The organism is Francisella hispaniensis FSC454 (assembly GCF_001885235.1).
Taxonomy (GTDB): Bacteria; Pseudomonadota; Gammaproteobacteria; order Francisellales; family Francisellaceae; genus Francisella; species Francisella hispaniensis.
This window is the reverse complement of record NZ_CP018093.1, coordinates 1,309,176-1,327,580: the sequence shown is the minus strand read 5'-3', so window position 1 is coordinate 1,327,580 and position 18,405 is coordinate 1,309,176. Positions and strand designations below refer to the sequence as shown.

Sequence of the window (18,405 nt, the reverse complement as noted above, 5' to 3'; positions counted from 1 at the left end):
AAAATCATGAACTCTTCATTAACAAAAGGCTACGCAAAGATAGTTTTGGCATTGGTATTTTGGGCAAGCTTATACCATATAGCTCCTTTACCACTTAGTTATGTTGACATATATCTCGTTGGCTTTATCCGCTATGCCTTTGCATCGTTGATTTTTATTGTAGTGCATTACTATTTTACTAGAACATTTTTTTCCGCGACTTAATTTCAAGCAATGGGCATATGTAATTGCTGTAGGGTTTTTTTGGCGTGTTTTTATATAACATAGCATTCCTGTGGGCTGAGAAACTAATCTCGGGTAATATTGTTGCTATTATCTATGCTTTTACTCCTTGCTTAATAACAATTTTATCTAGTTATATTTTTAATCTCAAAGTAAATCAACAAGCTAAAATCGGTATACTAGTAGCATTGCTTGGTACGATTGGTGTGGTTATGTTTTCTAATGGTGCAGCAGAATGCTTAAATGGCGTACAGATTAATTTAGGTGAAGTATTAAGTGTCTTGGCAGTTGTATGCTTTGCGGCTTATGCAATCTTAGGTAAGTGTTGTGTTAGAGAAGGTGTACATATGATAACAATAAATACCTATGGCGCTATAGTTGGTATGATAATGTTTGCTATTACAAGTTTATTTAAGGCTGATTTTTCACAGTTAGCACATACCGATTTTAAATTCTGGGGAAGTATGCTTTATATAGCAGCTTTTGCAACTGTAGTAGCATATGTGTGGTATCTAGGAGCTCTTGAAGAAATTGGTGTATATAAGACAGCAGTATTTCAAAATACACTACCATTCTTAGTTATTCTTATCGGTTTTCTTTTCTATGGTGAAACTATTTCAACCTTATCTTTACTATTTGGTGGAGTAGTATTTTTAGGTGTCTATCTTACTAACGCTGCGGTTAATCGTAAGTCTGGCAATTAAAAATTTTATAATCTATTGCGAAAATCTGCTTGATAAGGCGAGTATATAAAACCTAGACTGTCACGGTTGTGTACTTTCACTAATTTAGAGTGTAATTCAGAGCTTGTTGATGTTTTTCTATGATAGTTATTCCATAAGTTTTTTTCATAAGAGTCAGCACATCCTGTTAGGATAATAGTTATATTAGATAAGATTATGATTTTTTTTAGCATAATGATTAGAAAATATTGTATTTTTTCAAAAAAGTTAAATTATTAAAATCTATTTTAACAAATAAAGTAGCTAATAATCAGCTATCTTTTATGGTTTTAACTGTTGTAAATACCATTTATCAAGTGAGATTACACAATTACCATATTTGATCGCTTGATAAGTACCACCTTTATAAGTTGAACTAATATCATAACAAAGATTATCACGATATTTTTTGAAATTTTTAATATCATGGTTTTGCACATCGATTAGTTTTGTGTCATATATTTGCATTTGTGATTTTAAACACGCATTTATTTGATAAGTGTTGCCATCACAAACCTTATCTGCTAATACTAGAGTAGGTAGGATTGCTAAAGTCATAACTATGTGTTTTTTCATGATTTTTAATTCTTATAAGATTTATATTTCTAATATATAGCTATTTGTGTCAATAAATTCATTAATTTTATTTTTTTCTGTCGTTGTTATAAATACTTGAGACTTAAGTTGCCTAAGATAATTAAATAATGTTTGAGTATGAGTGTTATCAAGTTCTGAAGTTATATCATCTATCAGATAAATACATTTATTATAATTTTCCAAATTATGAATTTCTCCTTGTGCTAATTTTATTGCACAAATAAGTAATTTTTGTTGTCCACGCGAGAAAATATCTTGGATGGGTTTATGATTTACACTTAGAACTATATCAGCCTTATGTGGACCATGATTAGTGTTTTTGTATTTATTGTCATAATTAAAAGATTCTTCTAAGACTTGATATAGATTTTTATGTGAATTCCAGCCTCGAAAGTATTCTATATCTAGTTTTAGCTCAGGATTAAACTCAGCTAGAATTTCATAGACTTTAGGCTTTAATTTTGTAAAATATGCTTGTCTTTTATGATCAAGTATTTCAGCAAACTCACAGAGTTTTTTGTCTATACTGAGTATGTAGTTGTATGGATAGTTCTGTTTTAAGGCAGAGTTTCTTTGTTTGATGAGAAATTTAGTTTGCTGCCATATTTTTAAAAATGTTTTATCGAGATAGAAAGCCCCCCAATCAAGTACTTTACATCTTTGTTGTGCTCCAGAGTTTATGATATTGAAACTCTCGGGATTTATCAGTTGAATTGGTAAATTTCTAGTTATTTCTGTATGATTTTTTTGTATCTCTAAATTTAGCTTTGAGATATTATTACTATTTTTTTTGCGGGAGAGCGAGATAGTTATTTCATCTGGATTATAAGCTTTAGTATAAATTATAAACTCATCAGCATTATGATTAACAATTCTATTTAACTGTGAACTACGAAATGAGCGACTATGTGATAAAAAATATATTGATTCAAGTATTGATGTTTTACCTGAACCATTTTTACCAACTATAAAATTTATACTATTTTTAAAGTCAAAGCTTTTAAAAGGTATATTTCTAAAATTTTGTAAGCGTAAGTTAGATATATACATTTTTTAGATAAATTCTAAGCTAGTATTATAAATTTGTTGTTTTAGTATAGCAGGATTTATTTCATAAATATTGCTTAATAGCTCAAAAATCTTAGGGATATTTTCTGGAGTATTAATTTTACCACTACTATTGTAAAGTTGCATATCTGGAGAGTCTGTTTCTAAAACAATATTTTGCGGCTTAATTTTTTGTAGAGTTTCTTTGAGTTTTGCTTGAGGTTGAGAAATTATTCCTCCTACTCCTAGTTTAAAGCCAAGATCTATATATTTCTGGCCAATATCATAATTAGCATTAAAAGCATGGATTATTCCACCATTTTGAAATTTTAAGTCTTTAATAATTTTTATTACTTCGTTATGTGATTTTATAGCATGAATAATCACCTGCTTTCCAAGGTTTTTAGCTATACTGATTTGTGCCGAGAAAAAATCTAACTGTTTGTCGAAGTTTTTAAATCTTTTATCTAGACCAATTTCACCAATAAGTTTAGTTGGATGCTTTTGAGTATATGCCTCTAAATCTTTTAAGTTTGTATGAGTATGTTTATCAATAAATATTGGATGTAAACCAAAACATATGACAATTTTGCTAAATTGTCTATTTATTTGTATTAGCTTATCCCAACTACTTCTTTGTGTCGCAGGATTTATAAAATAGTTAACACTTAAGTAGTTGCAATTATGTAGTATTTTTTGACGAGTTTTATCAAAAATATCAAAATCTAAGTGACAATGTGTATCAATAAACATCGAAGCCTAGTTAAATTCTTTGGGTTATTAAGTTATAATATAGCTCAATATTTATGAGAATAATACTTTTCGTCATCCTGAACTTGTTTCAGGATCTCAATATAATGATATTTGTCGTGAGATGCTGAAATTACATTTAGCATGACATTTTAGTGTTAATGAGAATAAACATTTATCTATAAGGTTTGTAAATGAGTAAAATTACAAAAGATTTTTTATTTGAATTAGGTACAGAAGAGCTACCACCAAAGGCACTAAGAAGTTTAGCTGAGTCTTTATTAGCTAGTGTAGAAAGTCAGCTAAAAGAAGCAAAAGTTAGTTTTGGAAATACTAAATGGTTTGCGTCACCAAGAAGGCTATCTTTCATAATCAAAGGTTTAGCAGAGGCTCAAGAAGATATAGTTGTTGAAAAGCAAGGTCCATTAGTAACTATCGCATATAAGGATGGTGAGCCTACTCAAGTAGGTTTAGGTTTTGCAAAATCGTGTGGTATTGAGTTTGATGAATTAGAAAGCGTAGCTACACCAAAAGGTGATAAGCTTTTTTATAAAACAGTACAATCAGGTCAAGCAACGGTTAGTCTATTGCAAGAGATTATTATCAAAGCACTCAAACAATTACCAATTCCAAAGATGATGCGTTGGGGCGATTCAAACGTGGAGTTTGTAAGGCCTGTAGATTGGGTATTAGCACTATATGGTAATGATGTTGTCGATATAGAAATCTTAGGACATAAAGCTGCTAATATTACATATGGACACAGATTTCATCATCCGCAAGCTATAGTAATTGATAATATTAGTGATTATATCAAGTTACTTGCTGATGCTATGGTGATTGTGGATTGGCAACAGCGCAAACAAATGTTGGTTGAGCAAGCTAAAGATATTGCCAAAGAAAATAATTATCAGGTAATTTTAGATGATGATTTAGTTGAAGAAGTTTGTGCTATCGTTGAATATCCAAATGCGATGTTATGTGATTTTAACAAGGATTTTCTAAGGGTTCCTCAAGAGGCATTAATATCAGCTATGGAAGAGCATCAAAAGTGTTTTGCTCTATTGGATAAACAAGGTGACTTAGTTGCTCATTTTATTACAATTTCAAATATTCAAAGTAAAAAACCAGAACTAGTAACATCAGGTAATCAAAAGGTGATGAATGCTAGGCTAGCTGATGCAGCTTTTTTCTATGATACTGATTTGAGAACTCCTTTAGAGCAGTTATTGCCTAAGCTTGAGCATGTAACTTTCCAAAGTAAATTAGGAAATATGTATCAAAAAGCTCAAAGAATAGCTAATTCAGCACAACAGTTAGCAGAGCTAGGTAATTTTGATTCACAACAAGCATATAGAGCGGGTTTGTTAGCTAAGGCTGACCTAATTTCAAATATGGTGTTTGAATTTACAGATTTACAGGGAATTATCGGTAAATATTATGCAAAAGCTCATGGTGAAACAGATACAGTAGCTGAGGCAATAGAGCAACAATATTGGCCAAAGTATTCTGGAGCGGAATTGCCAAAAACTGATGTCGCTGCATGTGTAGCATTAGCTGAGAAATTAGATACTTTGGTGGGTATATTTGCAATTGGTCAAAAACCAACAGGAAATAAAGATCCATTTGCATTAAGACGATCAGCTATAGGTATCTTGCGTATACTAAGAGATATAAGCGTTGATATATCTCTAGAAAAGATTATTGATATAAGCTTAGAAAGTTATAAAAAAGTTAATAATTTAGAGTTTAGTGCTGATATAAAATCAGAAGTAATATCTTTCTGTTTAGATAGACTAAAAAATCTTTATAAAGAAGAGGGTATTGCTGTAGATATTTTTGAAGCTATCAATAATACTAATTATCATTCAGTCAAAGATTTTGCTGTGAGGGTCGAAGCTGTAACTAAGTTCTATAATTCAGATAAAGCTCAGAGTCTAATAGCTTCAAATAAGCGTGTAGCTAATATTCTTAGCAAGAATGCTACAGATAAAGCTTACTATTATGATATTGAACTTGCTAAAGCAGTAGCTAATGAATATGAGTTGGCACTTGCTTATAGCATCGAAGAAGTTGCTCCTGATCTTGAGAAGTATATTAATAATCGAGAATATGGTTATGCTCTAGAGCTGTTGACTTGTCTTGATAAAGTAATTAGTGAGTTCTTTGAAAATGTAATGGTAATTGATGAAGATATCAACATAAGAGAAAATAGGCTTGCCTTACTTGTAAACCTGCATAAGATGTTCATTGGAATTGCTGATATCTCTAAATTATAGTTATATCGAAATTACTAGAGGTTATTCTAGATAGTTAGGCTATATTATGATTGTTATTTAAAAAAAAATAGCCAAAGCTTATATAAACCAAGATAAATCAATATAGCTACTTTATAGGAAGTTAGCTTTAATTACTTAAAAAGAATGGTAAATTTACATCTAAATTATTCTATATACTAAGGTGTATGTTTTGCATTTAAATTTGGGTAAAGTCTAAAAATATTAGATTTTAGTATAAGAAGGAAATAGTTGAATAATCTCTCCTTTTTATACTCATTATTTTTTAAAGCCAAGCTTGATCTGAATTAATAATTATTGTATTGAAAATTGAAATTTCAGTAATTCGTTTAGAAAATGCTTTATTTTCTTCAAATTCTTTTAATACCTCTGGACCAATTTGCATTGCTAAATACGCATAAGGATACCCATAATGATACATGAATTGGTTAACACCACCATAATTTTTTAATATTTCTAATTTATAGTTATTCGGATCTTTTCCATATCTTCTTAGGTCTGTATCTTTTTCAATATAACTATTAGACATAAAATACTCAAAAACCTCTCTTAAATAACTTTTCTCAGTAAATAATATTTTTTTCATCTTCTCTATATTGTCTATTAGCTTCCTACTACTTTGCTGTTTATATATAGTATCTAAAGATAGTTTAAGTACTTCGACACATCCTTGAGCACCAGAATTAGCAGCTAAAACACTATTGCCAGCTATATTATGAAAAGAATATAAACTAAATTTACAATTTACACAGATATTATATCGATTAGGATTTATAGAATGTTTAATGTTGTATTTTATATCTTGATCTCTAAATGTATTATTACAATCTATATAAATACCACCTTCTTTATATAGGATAACTAATCTTAATATATCACTTAGTGTTGCTAAATTGCCTAACTTATACAGTACTTCTAGGCTGTATTTACTATACCTATCTGAATAATTAGGATATTCGAACATAAAAGTTTCCGATAGAGTCCTCATTTGACTAAGTGTTAGATAATTACTCAGATTGATTTGACACCAATTCTCTAATTCAAAAACTTGTTTAAATTCTAGTCTATCGGTAATTTTATTTCTTTGTAAATGACTATATCCACCTATTTTATCTAAAAATTTCAATCTAGTTTCTTCTGGTCTATCTGTCCATATATTAATGTAATGCTCCGATTGGCATAGTAAGTAAAAAATATTATTTATATATTTATCTGGAATTAATGAACCCATCCATATATAGTGAACTTTATTTAAATTCATTTCTTAATAAAGTTTTATTAAGCTATTTATTAGTAAATAATATTTTATTTAAGTGATAAAATCATTTATGTTCTAGCACAAGAAAGTATAAATAACATAAATTGATATGTAAGTCTTTTTATTCAACAGTTTTTGAAATTCTAAAATAGGTTCACAGAATGTAATACTTTCATCTATAGCAGTGGACAGATGAGTATATAATATAAATTTGTCGTTATAATGATTATAGAGTTACTTTTGGTGCCATTCTCCTGTTTGCTCATCTTTATAATATTTTTTTTTGACAGCTGACCAAGCAACCTCATGTGCTATAGTTTCAAGGTTATCATCAGTTCTTCTCTTACTTTTATCTCTATATTCTTTCCAAGCATTATTAAAAGCTGCTTGGTATATTTCTTGTGCATGATATGGTAAGACATTCTTTACCCCTTTGGGTAATTCAGCTAGTTTATTATAAGGCATCTTATTTCTCCTTAACCATTTACTATTTCTCCACCATTTGGGTGTAATACTTGACCTATAAAATAGTTACTTTCTACATTATTAGCAAGAAATACATATGCTGGAGCTATATCAGCTGGTTGGGCTGGTTCTCCCCACAAAGAACTCTCACCAAAATGTTCCACTTTTTCTTTACTAAAACTAGATGGTATTAAAGGCGTCCATACTGGTCCGGGAGCAACAGCATTAACCCTTATGCCATTTTTTATTATATTCTTAGCTAGTGAGCGAGTAAGCGCCACGATTGCTCCTTTAGTAGATGAATAATCTATTAAGTCAGCTCTGCCTTTATAAGCAGTTACAGAAGTAGTATTTATGATACAAGCTCCTTTTTTCATGTATTTAAGAGCTGCTTTTATCATATATATATAATGGTAAAAATTTGTTTCGAATGTAATTTTTAGTTGTTTAGCTGATATATCGGTTACATCATCTTTTGGGAATTGAACAGCGGCATTATTTATCAGTATGTCTATCCTCCCAAAATAATTATATACTTTATCAATAAACTCTTTACATTCATCATAATTTTTAAGCTCAACTTCCACTGCTAAAATATCGTTGGAGTTTTCAGTTAAGTTTTCAAGTTCTTTTAATGTTTTATCAGCATCTTGTTTTTCTCTTTTATGGTAAGTGAAAGCAACTTTTGCTCCTTCTTTGACAAAATGAAGCGATATTGCTTTACCTATTCCACTATCGCCTCCTGTTATAATTGCTACCTTATTCTTGAGCTTATCAGTAGGCTTATAATCTTCATATATATGTATAGGTTTATTTACCATCTCTGATGTTAGCCCAGGTTGATTTTCTTGAGTATTTTCTTTTGACTTTTTCATATTTTTCCCCTTTTTATTAATTCCAAGCGCTAGACCTTTTTTACGTCTCTTATATTTTCTATATAATTAACAACTTTATTACCTGTCACTATATTTACTAATAACTTTCATAATTAGCTCTTTTATCTATAAATTAAATTATTATTACTTTTTGAGCTACAGAACTATTTGCATTTGGTTATTCATTTGCATGCTCCGGCGTCATCATGTCTTTGGTTTTGTCGTATGCATTCTGCGTCTTAGTAGCTGCAGCATTTTTAGCTTCACTTACTTTTTCTTTAACAGTATAGTTTGCTGAGCTATTTTCTTTTAGTGAATGTGAATGATCTAAATATGGTCTAATAGCTAGTATAAATACTAAGCATATTCCTCCTAGCACCAATAGTGTAATCGCAAGCTTTTTCGGATTAATTTTTTTCATAAGTTTTTCCTTTTCCCTGCTTTTTTAAAACATATGCAAGTTAACTAAGTTTTTACTTACTAACTTACCAGTAATCTGAAGAGGTCTCTGGCCAATTGTTTTTATCAAAGCCAGGAGCTTCTTCTAATTCTTCTTTTGATTTTTTAATTTTAAATTGTGAGTTTGCCGTATCAATCTTGAAAGCTTTTATTGGAAAAGCGAACAATTTATCTCCCATTCCTAAAAATCCTCCATAGGATACAACTACATATGCTACTTTACCTGTAGTAGGATTAATCATAATTTCTTTTACTTTACCTAAATTTTCACCTTTATAGTTAACTACCTTTTCCCCTATAAGATAGCTTGCTGGTAATGCTAAATTTGATACCTTTTGTTCATTGTGGTTGGCAGTTTTAAATATTGAGGTATTACTATTTTCTTCTGAATAACCAGAAACTAAACCACCAGCTAACAATATACTTACTAGAATTAGTTTTGTCTTTTTCATGATAATTCTCCTTATCATTTTTGCATTTTATAGTACTTAATTTTGCTAATTTCAACAAAAATAAATACTTTTCTTTACTTACTTGTAAAAGTCTCTTATAAGGCTGCCTATCCAATACTCCGAGTTAGTCTCTGGCCAGTTATTTTTATCAAAGCCAGGCGCTTGCTTCAACTCTTCTTTTGATTTATCAAGCTTAAATTGTTTATTTGCTGTATCAATTTCAAAAGCTGTCATTGGAACAGCAAATAGCTTATCTCCCATTCCTAGAAAACCTCCAAATGATACCACTACATATGCTACCTCTCCTGTATTGGTGTCGAGCATAATCTCTTTTACTTCACCTAGGCTCTCTCCGTCATAATTAACTACATCATCACCTATAAGTGTAGTTGCTGATAATATTAAATCTTTCATAACTTGTTTCCTTATCTAGGTTACTTACTTAATATTTGATGTATTCTAATATTGCTAATCATTTACTTTAGCAATCTCATCCGAAGGCTCAGGAGTTATAGCATCTTTCGCTTTATAATATGCCTTCTTAGTTTTGGTATTTACAGCATCACCGGTATCACTTAAAGCATCTTTAGTTTTGTAATATGCCTTTTTAGTTTTAGTAGCTACAGCATCACTAGTATCACTCACTTTTTCTTGAAAATTATCCCAAGAGCTTGAGTTATCATTTTCAGCGGAGTAACCTGCAGAAAATACACTAATAACTAATATTATACCTACATATTTTCCTATTTTTGGAAGAGTAGCTTGAGTACTTTTTAGCTTAGTTTTTTTCATATAAACTCCTTTTTTATTGATCAAAAGCTTGTTTTTCAAGCTTTGTACATTCATTTTTTTTATAACCATTTCTTTAATTCCCTTTTTTTATGATATTTCTATCGTAACAGCCGCAAACAACCACATAAACTTTTCTACAGCATATTTTAATTATTGAATATGTATAATTAATAATTATTATATATATAGTTAAGTTAATAGATTGTAGCTATCTTGATTATTTGGTGGGTTAAGTATAGATAAAACTTATGTATTTAACATGGATATAAAAAGTGCAACTGGGTTTTCTAGTCAAATTTTCTTTTAAAAATTTATATTATTTACCTAGATGATATTAAATAATATAGATTTTAGATGCTATATAAACTATACATAAAATATTCTTTATGTTAAGGTTATATTTGAAAATATAAATCATTTATTAATTTTGATTTATATTTGATTGAAGTCAATAAACAAAAGTAAGGGGAGAATTGATTATGGCTTACAATGAAAAAAATAGTTCAAATAGGGCTAAAGAAGCGTCTCAAACAAGAAAAGAGCATGATCCTGACGCGTTTTCTGATATGGGTAAAAAAGGCGCTCAAGAGCGACACAATAAGTCTGCTGAAGAAGAGAGCAATATAGCCAAGAAAGCTGCTCAAACCAGAAAAGAGGATGACTCAGACGCGTTTTCTGAAATGGGTAAAAAGGGTGGTTCTACAAACAAAAAATAATAATAAAATAAATTTTTGACAATTTCTAAACAAAAATTCTAAACTAAGTTTTATATTATAAACTAATCTAAATTTTTCTAGGCTTATAATAATCTTTACTCATAAGTGACAGTTGAATTTACTTTATTTGATTGTGTAGTTGTAAAGCTCTGTCACGAGATTTTTTAAGATCAACTATAGGATGTGGATAGTTTTGACCTAAAATTATACCAGCCTCTTGTAATACTAGTTGACTAGCTTCCCATGGTTTGGCAATTAATTTATTTGGCAAAAGCTTTAATTCTGGTACATATTTACGGATATATTCATAAGCTTCAAATTTCTCAGCTTGTAACACTGGATTAAAAATTCTAAAGTAGGGTGCTGCATCTAAACCACAGCCTGCGACCCATTGCCAGTTAGCGTTATTACTAGCAAAATCAGCATCAAACAAAGTATCAAAAAACCATTTTTCTCCATATTTCCAGTGTATAAGACAGTTTTTGATAAGAAAACTAGCAACTATCATACGTACGCGATTATGCATATAGCCAGTTTGCCATAGTTGGCGCATACCTGCATCAACTATCGGAATACCTGTTTGACCTTTTTGCCATTTTTTGAGAAGAGTAGCGTTATTATCCCATGCGAAATTATCAAATTTTTGATTAATGTTTTTATTATGAAGCTCAGGGTAGTAGTATATTTGATAATAAGAAAAATCTCGCCAAACTAGTTCTTTAATGAAATGTTCCTCATTATTACCTATAGAGTCTAAACTTTGTACAGCATTGAAGATTTGGTTAGGAGATATCTCACCAAAATGTAAATATGGTGATAGAGTTGATGTTGCATCTGTACTCATATAGTCACGAGCAATTTTATAATCTTTAATCTTAGTAGTTAAAAATTGCTCAAGTAGCTGTGCAGCAGCTTTTTCACCAACTTGCCATTGTTTGATGATGTTTTGCCAAGTTAGTTTTGGCTCTAGTAGTTTTAGCGAATCTAAGGTATCAGAGCTAGCTAATTTTATTAGTCTACTAAAGACAGCTTTTTTGATGTTCGGTTGATATTTTCTAATTTTTATAAGTTCTTTATAAAATGGAGTATAGACTTTATAGTGACTACCATCATCTTTTTTACACTGCCATGGTTCGATAAGTAGACTTCCATTAAAACTATTTACATTTATGCTCTGTTCTTGTAGAAATTGTTTAATCTGAGTATCTCTATTTATGCTATATTTGTCATAACATCTATTCCAATAGAAATCAGTAACTTTATTTTCTTTGATAAGTTTCTTTATAATTTCTAGAGGGTTACCACTAAAAAAATTGAGTTTATTATCTAGAGATCTATTTAAGTTGCTTAAAGAATGGTGAAGCCAAAGTTTACTTGCACCACCTATATCTTGATTTTCATCTAGTATAAATATTGTAATCGTTTCATCCGCTTGGCTAGCATGATACAGGGCAGGATTGTCTGCTAAGCGCAAATCTTGACGAAACCAATGTATGGCTACTTTCTTAGACATATTTCCTCATTTATTATATTGTATAACATATCGACATGTTGATTAGAGTCATTTAAACATGGTATTAGACTAAATTCTTTACCACCTTTTTCAATAAAGTTTTCTTTTTCTGAAATTGCTAGTTCTTCTAATGTTTCTAAACAATCAGCACTAAATCCTGGAGCAATAACAACTACGCTCTTATTTTGTTTAGCAAACTCTTCTAATTTTATGGTAGTATATGGCTCTAACCATTTCTTAGGTCCGAAGCGAGATTGGAAGGATAGTTCAAAATCTATACTTGGATATTCATTTTGTAAATCTTCTTTAACTAAACGATAAGTTTTATGACAATGGCAGTAGTAGGGATCACCCTTATCAAAATACTCTTTTGGTAAACCATGGAATGAAAACAAAATTATATCTGGAGATGAAACCAAATTTTGTAGATGTTCTTTAATCTGTCGGCTAATCGCTTTAATATGAAACTTATTATCATAGTAAGGATTTATTCCCTTAATAGTAGGTTGCCATCTTAGTTTTGCTAAAACTCTATAAACCTCATCATATACTGTTGCTGTAGTAGTAGCAGAATATTGCGGATATAGAGGAAATATTATTATTTCAGTAGCGCCTTGATCTTGGAGGTTTTTAATTTTACTTTCTATACTTGGATTGCCATAACGCATGGCACAATCAACTATATAGTTATCTAGTTTTTTATCCAATTTATCTGCTAGATTTTCTGTGTAGAATAATAGTGGAGATTTATTATGTTGTTTATTCCAAACAGTTTCATATGTGTGAACATTTTTCTTAGAACGAATCGGTAAAATAATTAAGTTTAAAATTAGCTTCCATAGTATAGGGTTAGCTTCTATTACTCTACGATCAGACAAAAATTCTCTTAAATATCTTTTTATTGATTTGGTATCATAATTGTCTGGAGTTCCAAGATTGACTAATAGAATAGCTCGTTTGTTATATTTGCTACCATATTGTTGCATATTTTTACTAGTTTTAATTCTAATATAAAAGTAATTTTAGCAAATAATCTCATTGCTAAAGTTAAATTTTTTTCATATAAGTCTGTAAACAAGTTATAATGAGATTAGAATTATTATTCTATTATAGGAGATATGTTGGATATGAAGAAAATTATTTTAATGTCAGTAGGACTTATGACCTCTGTATTAGGCTATTCGTTTGTAAACTACGGTGGGCCGAATATGTGGGATGGTCCTGAAGTTGAAGAGGAGCGTGCTCAAGGAGCTGCGTACGTCCCACCTGATAGAGAATTCATAAACTCAAGATATGGTGAGTATATAGACAACAGAGAAGTAGAGTTTAGTCCAGGAGATGATGCAAATAGATTATTCTGGTCTTATAGTCAACCATAATTTTAGGGAGATTAGGATGTTAAAAAAAAGTATTGTTTGTATAGTTTTTTGTTTATTCTTCGGCTTTGCATTAGCTTGTTCTCATGATAGTGGTAAACACTTTAGCTTTAATTTGGATATAAAAGTTAATGGAGATAAAAAAGAACTATATATTAAGAAATATAAAGAAATCGAAAATTATGTTAAAGAATTCAATGATAAAAACTCTACAAATTATCAAATAGAGCGTATCGAATTCTCTAAATCTTATCAATATGAAAATGTTGAGACTGCGCTAGTATCTTTAGTGGAACCATCTTCCACTAGCTCAAATAAAGATAAGTGTAAATGTCATCATTATGATAAAAATTCATAATTAAAATTACTCAACATGCTTAAAGTATTAGCTATAAATCATTACCGTTCCTTATTTGATTTGGTAGTTCCATTGAAAAAGCTCAATATAATCACAGGCGCAAATGCCAGTGGTAAATCAAATCTATACAAAGCTCTTAGGCTTTTAGCAGAAACTGCCGAGGGAGGAGTAATTCATTCTTTGGCTAAAGAAGGTGGCTTAAATACGACATTTTGGGCAGGTCCTGAGAAAATATCTAGACAAATGGTAAAAGGAGAGGTTCCAATACAAGGTAGTTCAAAGCAAAATTTTGCTAGACTACGTTTGGGTTTTGCTGATGATTTATTTGGATATTCAATCTCCTTAGGATATCCTGAGCCATCACTATCAGCATTTTCTCTTGATCCAGAAATAAAAAGAGAAACTATTTGGGCGGGAGATATATACAAAGTACCTTCTGCTTTGATAGATAGAACAGGGTCTTTAGTTAAAGTTAGAGATGGTCGTAAATGGGAAGTTATTGAGCAATATACTCCAGTCTTTGAAAGTATATTTACTCAGGCTGTATATATAGACAAAACTCCAGAACTTATTCAGTTGCGTGAGAAAGTAAAAGGTTGGAGATTTTATGATCATTTTAGAAGTGATAAAGATGCTCCGGCAAGGTTACCTCAATTAGGTACACGTACACCTGTCTTAAGCCAAGATGGGCATGATTTAGCCGCCGTTCTGCAAACAATCATAGAGATAGGGGATAATCAAGCACTAGAAGAGGCTATAGAAGATGCTTTTCCAGGAAGTAGGATAGGAATAAAAAAGTATGAGAATGGTCATTTTATAGTTGAGCTATATCAAGAAGGGCTGTTAAGACCATTATCTGCTTCTGAGCTTTCAGATGGAACTTTGCGTTATTTATTGTGGGTTGCTGCTCTTCTAACGCCAAGACCTCCGGAATTGATGGTTTTAAATGAACCTGAGACTAGTCTACATCCTGATTTGTTACCAGCATTAGCAAGACTTATTATTAAAGCTTCTGACAAAACACAGATATGGATAGTTTCTCACGCAAATAGATTAGTATCAGCTCTAAGAGAATCAAAAGAAAGTAATTTAATCCAGCTTGAGAAACAGTTAGGTCAAACTAAAATATTAGGGCAAGGTTTACTCGATAAGCCGAATTGGCATTGGCCAGATTAAAATAATCGATATTAAAGGGTTATATGTCTCTGATATGGAATATTATTAGCATACTCAAAGAGGGATTTATTTAGAAATATACTTATAACTTTTGCAAACATTATCACAATCTTACACACAAAATTATATTAATATTTAAATAAACTATTGTAGATAAAGGGTTTTATTGATTTATATCGCATCACCCATTTGAAACATCGGCATATACATACTAACTACGAGAAAACCAACAACGCCACCTAATACAATCATAATCAAAGGTTCAAGCATTGAGCTTAAACTTCCTACTAATGTATCTACTTCTTCTTGGTATACTCTATTTAGGTTTCCTAGCATTGTCTCTAGAGCACCTGATTCCTCACCTACAGCAATCATTTGTTCAACTAGAAATGGGAAGTTTCCAGTCTCAACGATTGCTTCTTTAAATGAGGCACCTTCATTAATGCTCTTTTTAATATCTAAAGCTGCTTGGTCGTACTTTGCATTTCCTGTTGCAAGAGACACCATATCTAGTGCACGTGTCAGACTCATACCAGATTGGACAGTTATCTCTAAAGTACTAGCAAATCTTGCTAGTGATGATTTAAATACAACTTCACCAATTATTGGTACTTTTAACATAAAATGATCTTGGGCAATTTGGATTTTAGGAAATCTAAATTTTAGTGATTTATAAACTGTTATTGTGATAAATATTGCCAGAATAATTTTCCACCATGAGTTTTGCATAAAGTTAGAGGCATCAACAGTTAATTGTGTAATTGCAGGTAGTGGTTTTCCTGAATTTATAAACATCGCCGAGAAGGCTGGTACAGCAAATGTTAATAAGATACCTGTAACCCCAGCAGCGATAATACATACTATAATTGGGTAAGATAGTGCTTTTTTTACTTTCTTTTTGATACTTTGCAGTGCTTCACGCTGATCAGCAATTTTATTAAGCATTAAATCAAGATTTCCTGATTCTTCACCAGCAGTAATAAGACCAACATATAACTTATCAAATATCTTAGGAAAGTTACTAAGGGCTTTTGAAAATGATTCACCACCTTCAATTGCTTGTTTTATCTCAATAGCTAATATTTTAAGGCGTGGATGCTTACGAATACCCATAATAAATACTTCAAATGACTTGATTATAGGAATACCAGCTTTGGTCATTGTCGCTAGCTGACGCGTCATTTCTGTAATATCTTGATAGGATATTTTCTTAGGTAATAGATCTTTAGGTTGTTTTTTGACTTTGATATCAGAGTAGCCCTTTTGTCTTAATTGAATTTCTGCCTTCTCTTTGGTGTCAGCATCAATACTACCTTTAGTTTTTTTACCACTTTTAAGCTTAGCTTTATAATTCCATGATGTAATAGTTATTTTATTTTTATCTTTTTTGCCAAATAGCATATTTTTTATTCCCTTTAACTTACGCGGTATGCTTCTTCCATTGATGTTAGACCTTCAGCAACCCTGACTAGAGCTGATTGTCTGACAGTAGCGATTCCTTCTTTTTGTGCTTGTATTGCAATTTCCATAGTGTTTTTATCTTCTAATATCATTCTTGATATTTGCCTTGATACAGGCATAACTTCATATAAACCAATTCTGCCTTTGTAACCCTTAAAACATCTAGGGCAACCTTTGGGATTAGCTTTGTAAATTTTAGCATTTTTTACTTTATCTAGAGTTGTTCCAAATGTTTTTGCTAATATCTCATCATTTAAACCACTATCTTCGACAAGAAGTGAAAATTCTGTATCAGTATCTGGTAATTTACACTTAGGACATAGCTTTCGAGTTAGACGTTGAGCGATAATTAATGTTACAGATGTAGCGATATTGTATCGAGGCAAGCCCATATCCACAAGTCTGTTTAATGTCTCTGGAGCACTGTTTGTATGTAGGGTTGACATAACTAAGTGACCTGTTTGAGAAGCTTTGATTGCAATTGAACCTGTTTCGATATCTCTAATCTCCCCGACCATGATTATATCTGGATCTTGACGTAGGAAAGACTTAAGTGCTGCTGCGAAGGTAAGTCCTTGTTTATTATTAACACTTACTTGGTTAATACCTTTTACAATAAGCTCAACAGGATCTTCGGCGGTTGAAATATTTTTTTTCTGGTTTATTAAGAATGTTAATACCTGTATATAAGGTAACAGTTTTACCAGAACCTGTTGGTCCTGTTACTAGTACCATGCCTTGAGGCTGTTGAATGTATTTAAGATAGGTTTCTTTTTGTGATTCTGAGAAACCTAATTGTTCTATTGGTATTTGTGTTGAGCTTAGTCAATAATACGTAGTACAACTTTTTCACCGAAACTAATAGGGCATGTACTTACACGAAAGTCGATGGCTTTTTCACGTGAAAGAGAAATTTTAAATTTACCATCTTGTGGAATCCTCTTTTCAGCAATGTCTAAGCTTGACATAATCTTAAGTCTTGAAATAACCTTAGGAGCTAAATTTTTCTTAGTATTAAAAGTCTCAATTAGAAGACCGTCTATCCTATAGCGAATGCGAAAGTTTTTTTCATATGGTTCAAAATGTATATCAGAAGCGCCTTTTTGGATAGCATCAACTATAGTATTATTAATAAAGCGAATGATTGGAGCCTCTTCATCTTCACCACTACCTATTATCGCATCGCCTTCACGCTCACCTTCTTCAACAAAGTCAATATCAAGCTCTGATCCTGCATCAATTCTTTCATTAAGCTTCGCGTCATCCTCTCTTTGTCCTTCATCTTTGAGATACTGCTCATATTCTTCGATTTTTTCTTTAAGATAATTTAGCTCTGCAACTACTGGTATGAATGCACAATCATATCTACTACGAAGTTTTTTGAGAATTTGTTGACTTTCAATAGGGTTGGCTATTGCAACATGAATAGTCCTTTTGCGTGTAAATAGTGCTAGACAGTGATTTTCGCGACAAAAATCAACGTCAAAGTATTCTTGAGGTAAAAATTTTACATTTATAGCAGTTAAATCAATATATTGCAAACGTAATAATGTTGCAGATTCTATCATGAAAGATTTACTATCAATGATCTCATTCTCAATCAAGTATTCTAAAAAGTCTTGTTTTGCTAAAGACTTACCGTGACTTATTTCTTCAAGCTGTTGCTTTGTAATAAGTTTACGGTGAAGTAATAGCGAAGCAAGTTTTTTGCAGATATGTGGATTTTCAATCATCTATATAAAATAAACCTCAAATAGTAACAAAATTATAGCATGATTAAGATAATTATTAAAAAACAAAATATTTAAGATAAATTAATCAAAAATAGCTTATGAGGCTATAGCTTTTGATGTATAATCGGCGATGTAA

19 protein-coding genes and 2 pseudogenes are annotated in these 18,405 nt (G+C 31.0%); 6 read left to right on the top strand and 15 right to left on the bottom strand.

Translation table 11 applies throughout. The features are described 5' to 3' along the window. Window positions 1-6: 6 nt before the first annotated feature. Window positions 7-926, top strand: a pseudogene (locus tag FSC454_RS06520) (DMT family transporter). A gap of 5 nt (window positions 927-931) precedes the next feature. Here FSC454_RS06520 and FSC454_RS06515 read toward each other — a convergent pair. The 4 genes from FSC454_RS06515 to FSC454_RS06500 form a co-directional block, all read right to left on the bottom strand. Further along, on the bottom strand, window positions 932-1,138 hold the full coding sequence (locus FSC454_RS06515; RefSeq protein WP_014548046.1) for a hypothetical protein: 207 nt from the start codon (window positions 1,136-1,138) through the stop codon (window positions 932-934). Between the two features lie 88 nt (window positions 1,139-1,226). Continuing rightward, complete coding sequence (locus tag FSC454_RS06510) at window positions 1,227-1,520, bottom strand: lysozyme inhibitor LprI family protein (RefSeq protein ID WP_066046418.1); 294 nt, start codon at window positions 1,518-1,520, stop codon at window positions 1,227-1,229. A gap of 21 nt (window positions 1,521-1,541) precedes the next feature. Beyond that, window positions 1,542-2,591: a DNA replication/repair protein RecF gene (recF, locus tag FSC454_RS06505; protein WP_066046419.1), complete on the bottom strand. Its 1,050-nt coding sequence runs from the start codon at window positions 2,589-2,591 to the stop codon at window positions 1,542-1,544. A gap of 3 nt (window positions 2,592-2,594) precedes the next feature. Further along, complete coding sequence (locus tag FSC454_RS06500) at window positions 2,595-3,341, bottom strand: TatD family hydrolase (protein WP_066046420.1); 747 nt, start codon at window positions 3,339-3,341, stop codon at window positions 2,595-2,597. 191 nt (window positions 3,342-3,532) lie between these two features. Between FSC454_RS06500 and glyS the strand changes: the two genes are divergently transcribed. Then, window positions 3,533-5,617: a glycine--tRNA ligase subunit beta gene (glyS, locus tag FSC454_RS06495; protein WP_066046421.1), complete on the top strand. Its 2,085-nt coding sequence runs from the start codon at window positions 3,533-3,535 to the stop codon at window positions 5,615-5,617. Window positions 5,618-5,900: 283 nt separating this feature from the next. On the opposite strand, the gene FSC454_RS06490 is transcribed toward glyS, so the two are convergent. The 7 genes from FSC454_RS06490 to FSC454_RS06460 all read right to left on the bottom strand — a co-directional run bounded on the left by FSC454_RS06490 (window position 5,901) and on the right by FSC454_RS06460 (window position 9,936). Next, window positions 5,901-6,896, bottom strand: coding sequence for a glycosyltransferase (locus tag FSC454_RS06490; RefSeq protein WP_066046422.1), 996 nt, complete (start codon window positions 6,894-6,896; stop codon window positions 5,901-5,903). Between the two features lie 231 nt (window positions 6,897-7,127). Further along, window positions 7,128-7,358, bottom strand: a complete 231-nt coding sequence (locus FSC454_RS06485) for a ChaB family protein (RefSeq protein ID WP_066046423.1) — start codon at window positions 7,356-7,358, stop codon at window positions 7,128-7,130. Between the two features lie 11 nt (window positions 7,359-7,369). Next, on the bottom strand, window positions 7,370-8,233 hold the full coding sequence (locus FSC454_RS06480) for an SDR family oxidoreductase (protein WP_066046424.1): 864 nt from the start codon (window positions 8,231-8,233) through the stop codon (window positions 7,370-7,372). A gap of 178 nt (window positions 8,234-8,411) precedes the next feature. Beyond that, on the bottom strand, window positions 8,412-8,654 hold the full coding sequence (locus FSC454_RS06475) for a hypothetical protein (protein WP_066046425.1): 243 nt from the start codon (window positions 8,652-8,654) through the stop codon (window positions 8,412-8,414). A 64-nt stretch (window positions 8,655-8,718) separates the two neighbouring features. Continuing rightward, the gene (locus tag FSC454_RS06470; protein WP_066046426.1) at window positions 8,719-9,144 is read right to left on the bottom strand and encodes a PRC-barrel domain-containing protein; all 426 of its coding nucleotides are present in this window, start codon (window positions 9,142-9,144) and stop codon (window positions 8,719-8,721) included. A gap of 78 nt (window positions 9,145-9,222) precedes the next feature. Next, window positions 9,223-9,558, bottom strand: coding sequence for a PRC-barrel domain-containing protein (locus FSC454_RS06465; protein ID WP_066046427.1), 336 nt, complete (start codon window positions 9,556-9,558; stop codon window positions 9,223-9,225). Window positions 9,559-9,612: 54 nt separating this feature from the next. After that, the gene (locus tag FSC454_RS06460) at window positions 9,613-9,936 is read right to left on the bottom strand and encodes a hypothetical protein (protein WP_231865160.1); all 324 of its coding nucleotides are present in this window, start codon (window positions 9,934-9,936) and stop codon (window positions 9,613-9,615) included. A 479-nt stretch (window positions 9,937-10,415) separates the two neighbouring features. Here FSC454_RS06460 and FSC454_RS06455 point away from each other — a divergent pair, with 479 nt between their 5' ends. Further along, window positions 10,416-10,652, top strand: a complete 237-nt coding sequence (locus FSC454_RS06455) for a hypothetical protein (RefSeq protein ID WP_066046217.1) — start codon at window positions 10,416-10,418, stop codon at window positions 10,650-10,652. 118 nt (window positions 10,653-10,770) lie between these two features. Here FSC454_RS06455 and FSC454_RS06450 read toward each other — a convergent pair whose 3' ends face one another. Both FSC454_RS06450 and hemH read right to left on the bottom strand, forming a co-directional pair. Further along, entirely contained in the window at window positions 10,771-12,165 is a 1,395-nt protein-coding gene (locus FSC454_RS06450; protein ID WP_066046215.1) for a cryptochrome/photolyase family protein, read from the bottom strand. Then, on the bottom strand, window positions 12,150-13,151 hold the full coding sequence (hemH, locus tag FSC454_RS06445; protein WP_066046214.1) for a ferrochelatase: 1,002 nt from the start codon (window positions 13,149-13,151) through the stop codon (window positions 12,150-12,152). The genes FSC454_RS06450 and hemH overlap by 16 nt, the downstream gene beginning before the upstream one ends. Before the next feature lie 141 nt (window positions 13,152-13,292). Here hemH and FSC454_RS06440 point away from each other — a divergent pair, with 141 nt between their 5' ends. Genes FSC454_RS06440 through FSC454_RS06430 form a run of 3 tightly spaced genes read left to right on the top strand, consistent with a single transcriptional unit; the run spans window position 13,293 to window position 15,075 of the window. Beyond that, entirely contained in the window at window positions 13,293-13,544 is a 252-nt protein-coding gene (locus FSC454_RS06440; protein WP_044247309.1) for a hypothetical protein, read from the top strand. A 16-nt stretch (window positions 13,545-13,560) separates the two neighbouring features. Then, complete coding sequence (locus FSC454_RS06435) at window positions 13,561-13,899, top strand: FPM13 family metalloprotein (RefSeq protein WP_066046211.1); 339 nt, start codon at window positions 13,561-13,563, stop codon at window positions 13,897-13,899. 15 nt (window positions 13,900-13,914) lie between these two features. Continuing rightward, the gene (locus tag FSC454_RS06430) at window positions 13,915-15,075 is read left to right on the top strand and encodes an AAA family ATPase (RefSeq protein ID WP_066046208.1); all 1,161 of its coding nucleotides are present in this window, start codon (window positions 13,915-13,917) and stop codon (window positions 15,073-15,075) included. A gap of 171 nt (window positions 15,076-15,246) precedes the next feature. Here the strand turns inward: FSC454_RS06430 and FSC454_RS06425 are convergent, their stop codons facing one another. Both FSC454_RS06425 and pilB read right to left on the bottom strand, forming a co-directional pair. Then, window positions 15,247-16,476, bottom strand: a complete 1,230-nt coding sequence (locus FSC454_RS06425; protein ID WP_003036879.1) for a type II secretion system F family protein — start codon at window positions 16,474-16,476, stop codon at window positions 15,247-15,249. 14 nt (window positions 16,477-16,490) lie between these two features. Further along, a pseudogene (pilB, locus tag FSC454_RS06420) lies at window positions 16,491-18,269 on the bottom strand (type IV-A pilus assembly ATPase PilB). Window positions 18,270-18,405 lie beyond the last annotated feature (136 nt).

Excerpts from the sequence above, each read along its gene's own strand:
- FSC454_RS06485 (WP_066046423.1), bottom strand. The coding sequence starts at position 7,358 with ATGCCTTATAATAAACTAGCTGAATTACCCAAAGGGGTAAAGAATGTC.
- glyS (WP_066046421.1), top strand. The coding sequence starts at position 3,533 with ATGAGTAAAATTACAAAAGATTTTTTATTTGAATTAGGTACAGAAGAG.
- hemH (WP_066046214.1), bottom strand. The coding sequence starts at position 13,151 with ATGCAACAATATGGTAGCAAATATAACAAACGAGCTATTCTATTAGTC.
- FSC454_RS06435 (WP_066046211.1), top strand. The coding sequence starts at position 13,561 with ATGTTAAAAAAAAGTATTGTTTGTATAGTTTTTTGTTTATTCTTCGGC.
- FSC454_RS06475 (WP_066046425.1), bottom strand. The coding sequence starts at position 8,654 with ATGAAAAAAATTAATCCGAAAAAGCTTGCGATTACACTATTGGTGCTA.
- recF (WP_066046419.1), bottom strand. The coding sequence starts at position 2,591 with ATGTATATATCTAACTTACGCTTACAAAATTTTAGAAATATACCTTTT.
- FSC454_RS06470 (WP_066046426.1), bottom strand. The coding sequence starts at position 9,144 with ATGAAAAAGACAAAACTAATTCTAGTAAGTATATTGTTAGCTGGTGGT.
- FSC454_RS06480 (WP_066046424.1), bottom strand. The coding sequence starts at position 8,233 with ATGAAAAAGTCAAAAGAAAATACTCAAGAAAATCAACCTGGGCTAACA.
- FSC454_RS06490 (WP_066046422.1), bottom strand. The coding sequence starts at position 6,896 with ATGAATTTAAATAAAGTTCACTATATATGGATGGGTTCATTAATTCCA.
- FSC454_RS06455 (WP_066046217.1), top strand. The coding sequence starts at position 10,416 with ATGGCTTACAATGAAAAAAATAGTTCAAATAGGGCTAAAGAAGCGTCT.
- FSC454_RS06515 (WP_014548046.1), bottom strand. The coding sequence starts at position 1,138 with ATGCTAAAAAAAATCATAATCTTATCTAATATAACTATTATCCTAACA.
- FSC454_RS06465 (WP_066046427.1), bottom strand. The coding sequence starts at position 9,558 with ATGAAAGATTTAATATTATCAGCAACTACACTTATAGGTGATGATGTA.
- FSC454_RS06440 (WP_044247309.1), top strand. The coding sequence starts at position 13,293 with ATGAAGAAAATTATTTTAATGTCAGTAGGACTTATGACCTCTGTATTA.
- FSC454_RS06425 (WP_003036879.1), bottom strand. The coding sequence starts at position 16,476 with ATGCTATTTGGCAAAAAAGATAAAAATAAAATAACTATTACATCATGG.
- FSC454_RS06460 (WP_231865160.1), bottom strand. The coding sequence starts at position 9,936 with ATGAAAAAAACTAAGCTAAAAAGTACTCAAGCTACTCTTCCAAAAATA.
- FSC454_RS06450 (WP_066046215.1), bottom strand. The coding sequence starts at position 12,165 with ATGTCTAAGAAAGTAGCCATACATTGGTTTCGTCAAGATTTGCGCTTA.
- FSC454_RS06510 (WP_066046418.1), bottom strand. The coding sequence starts at position 1,520 with ATGAAAAAACACATAGTTATGACTTTAGCAATCCTACCTACTCTAGTA.
- FSC454_RS06500 (WP_066046420.1), bottom strand. The coding sequence starts at position 3,341 with ATGTTTATTGATACACATTGTCACTTAGATTTTGATATTTTTGATAAA.
- FSC454_RS06430 (WP_066046208.1), top strand. The coding sequence starts at position 13,915 with ATGCTTAAAGTATTAGCTATAAATCATTACCGTTCCTTATTTGATTTG.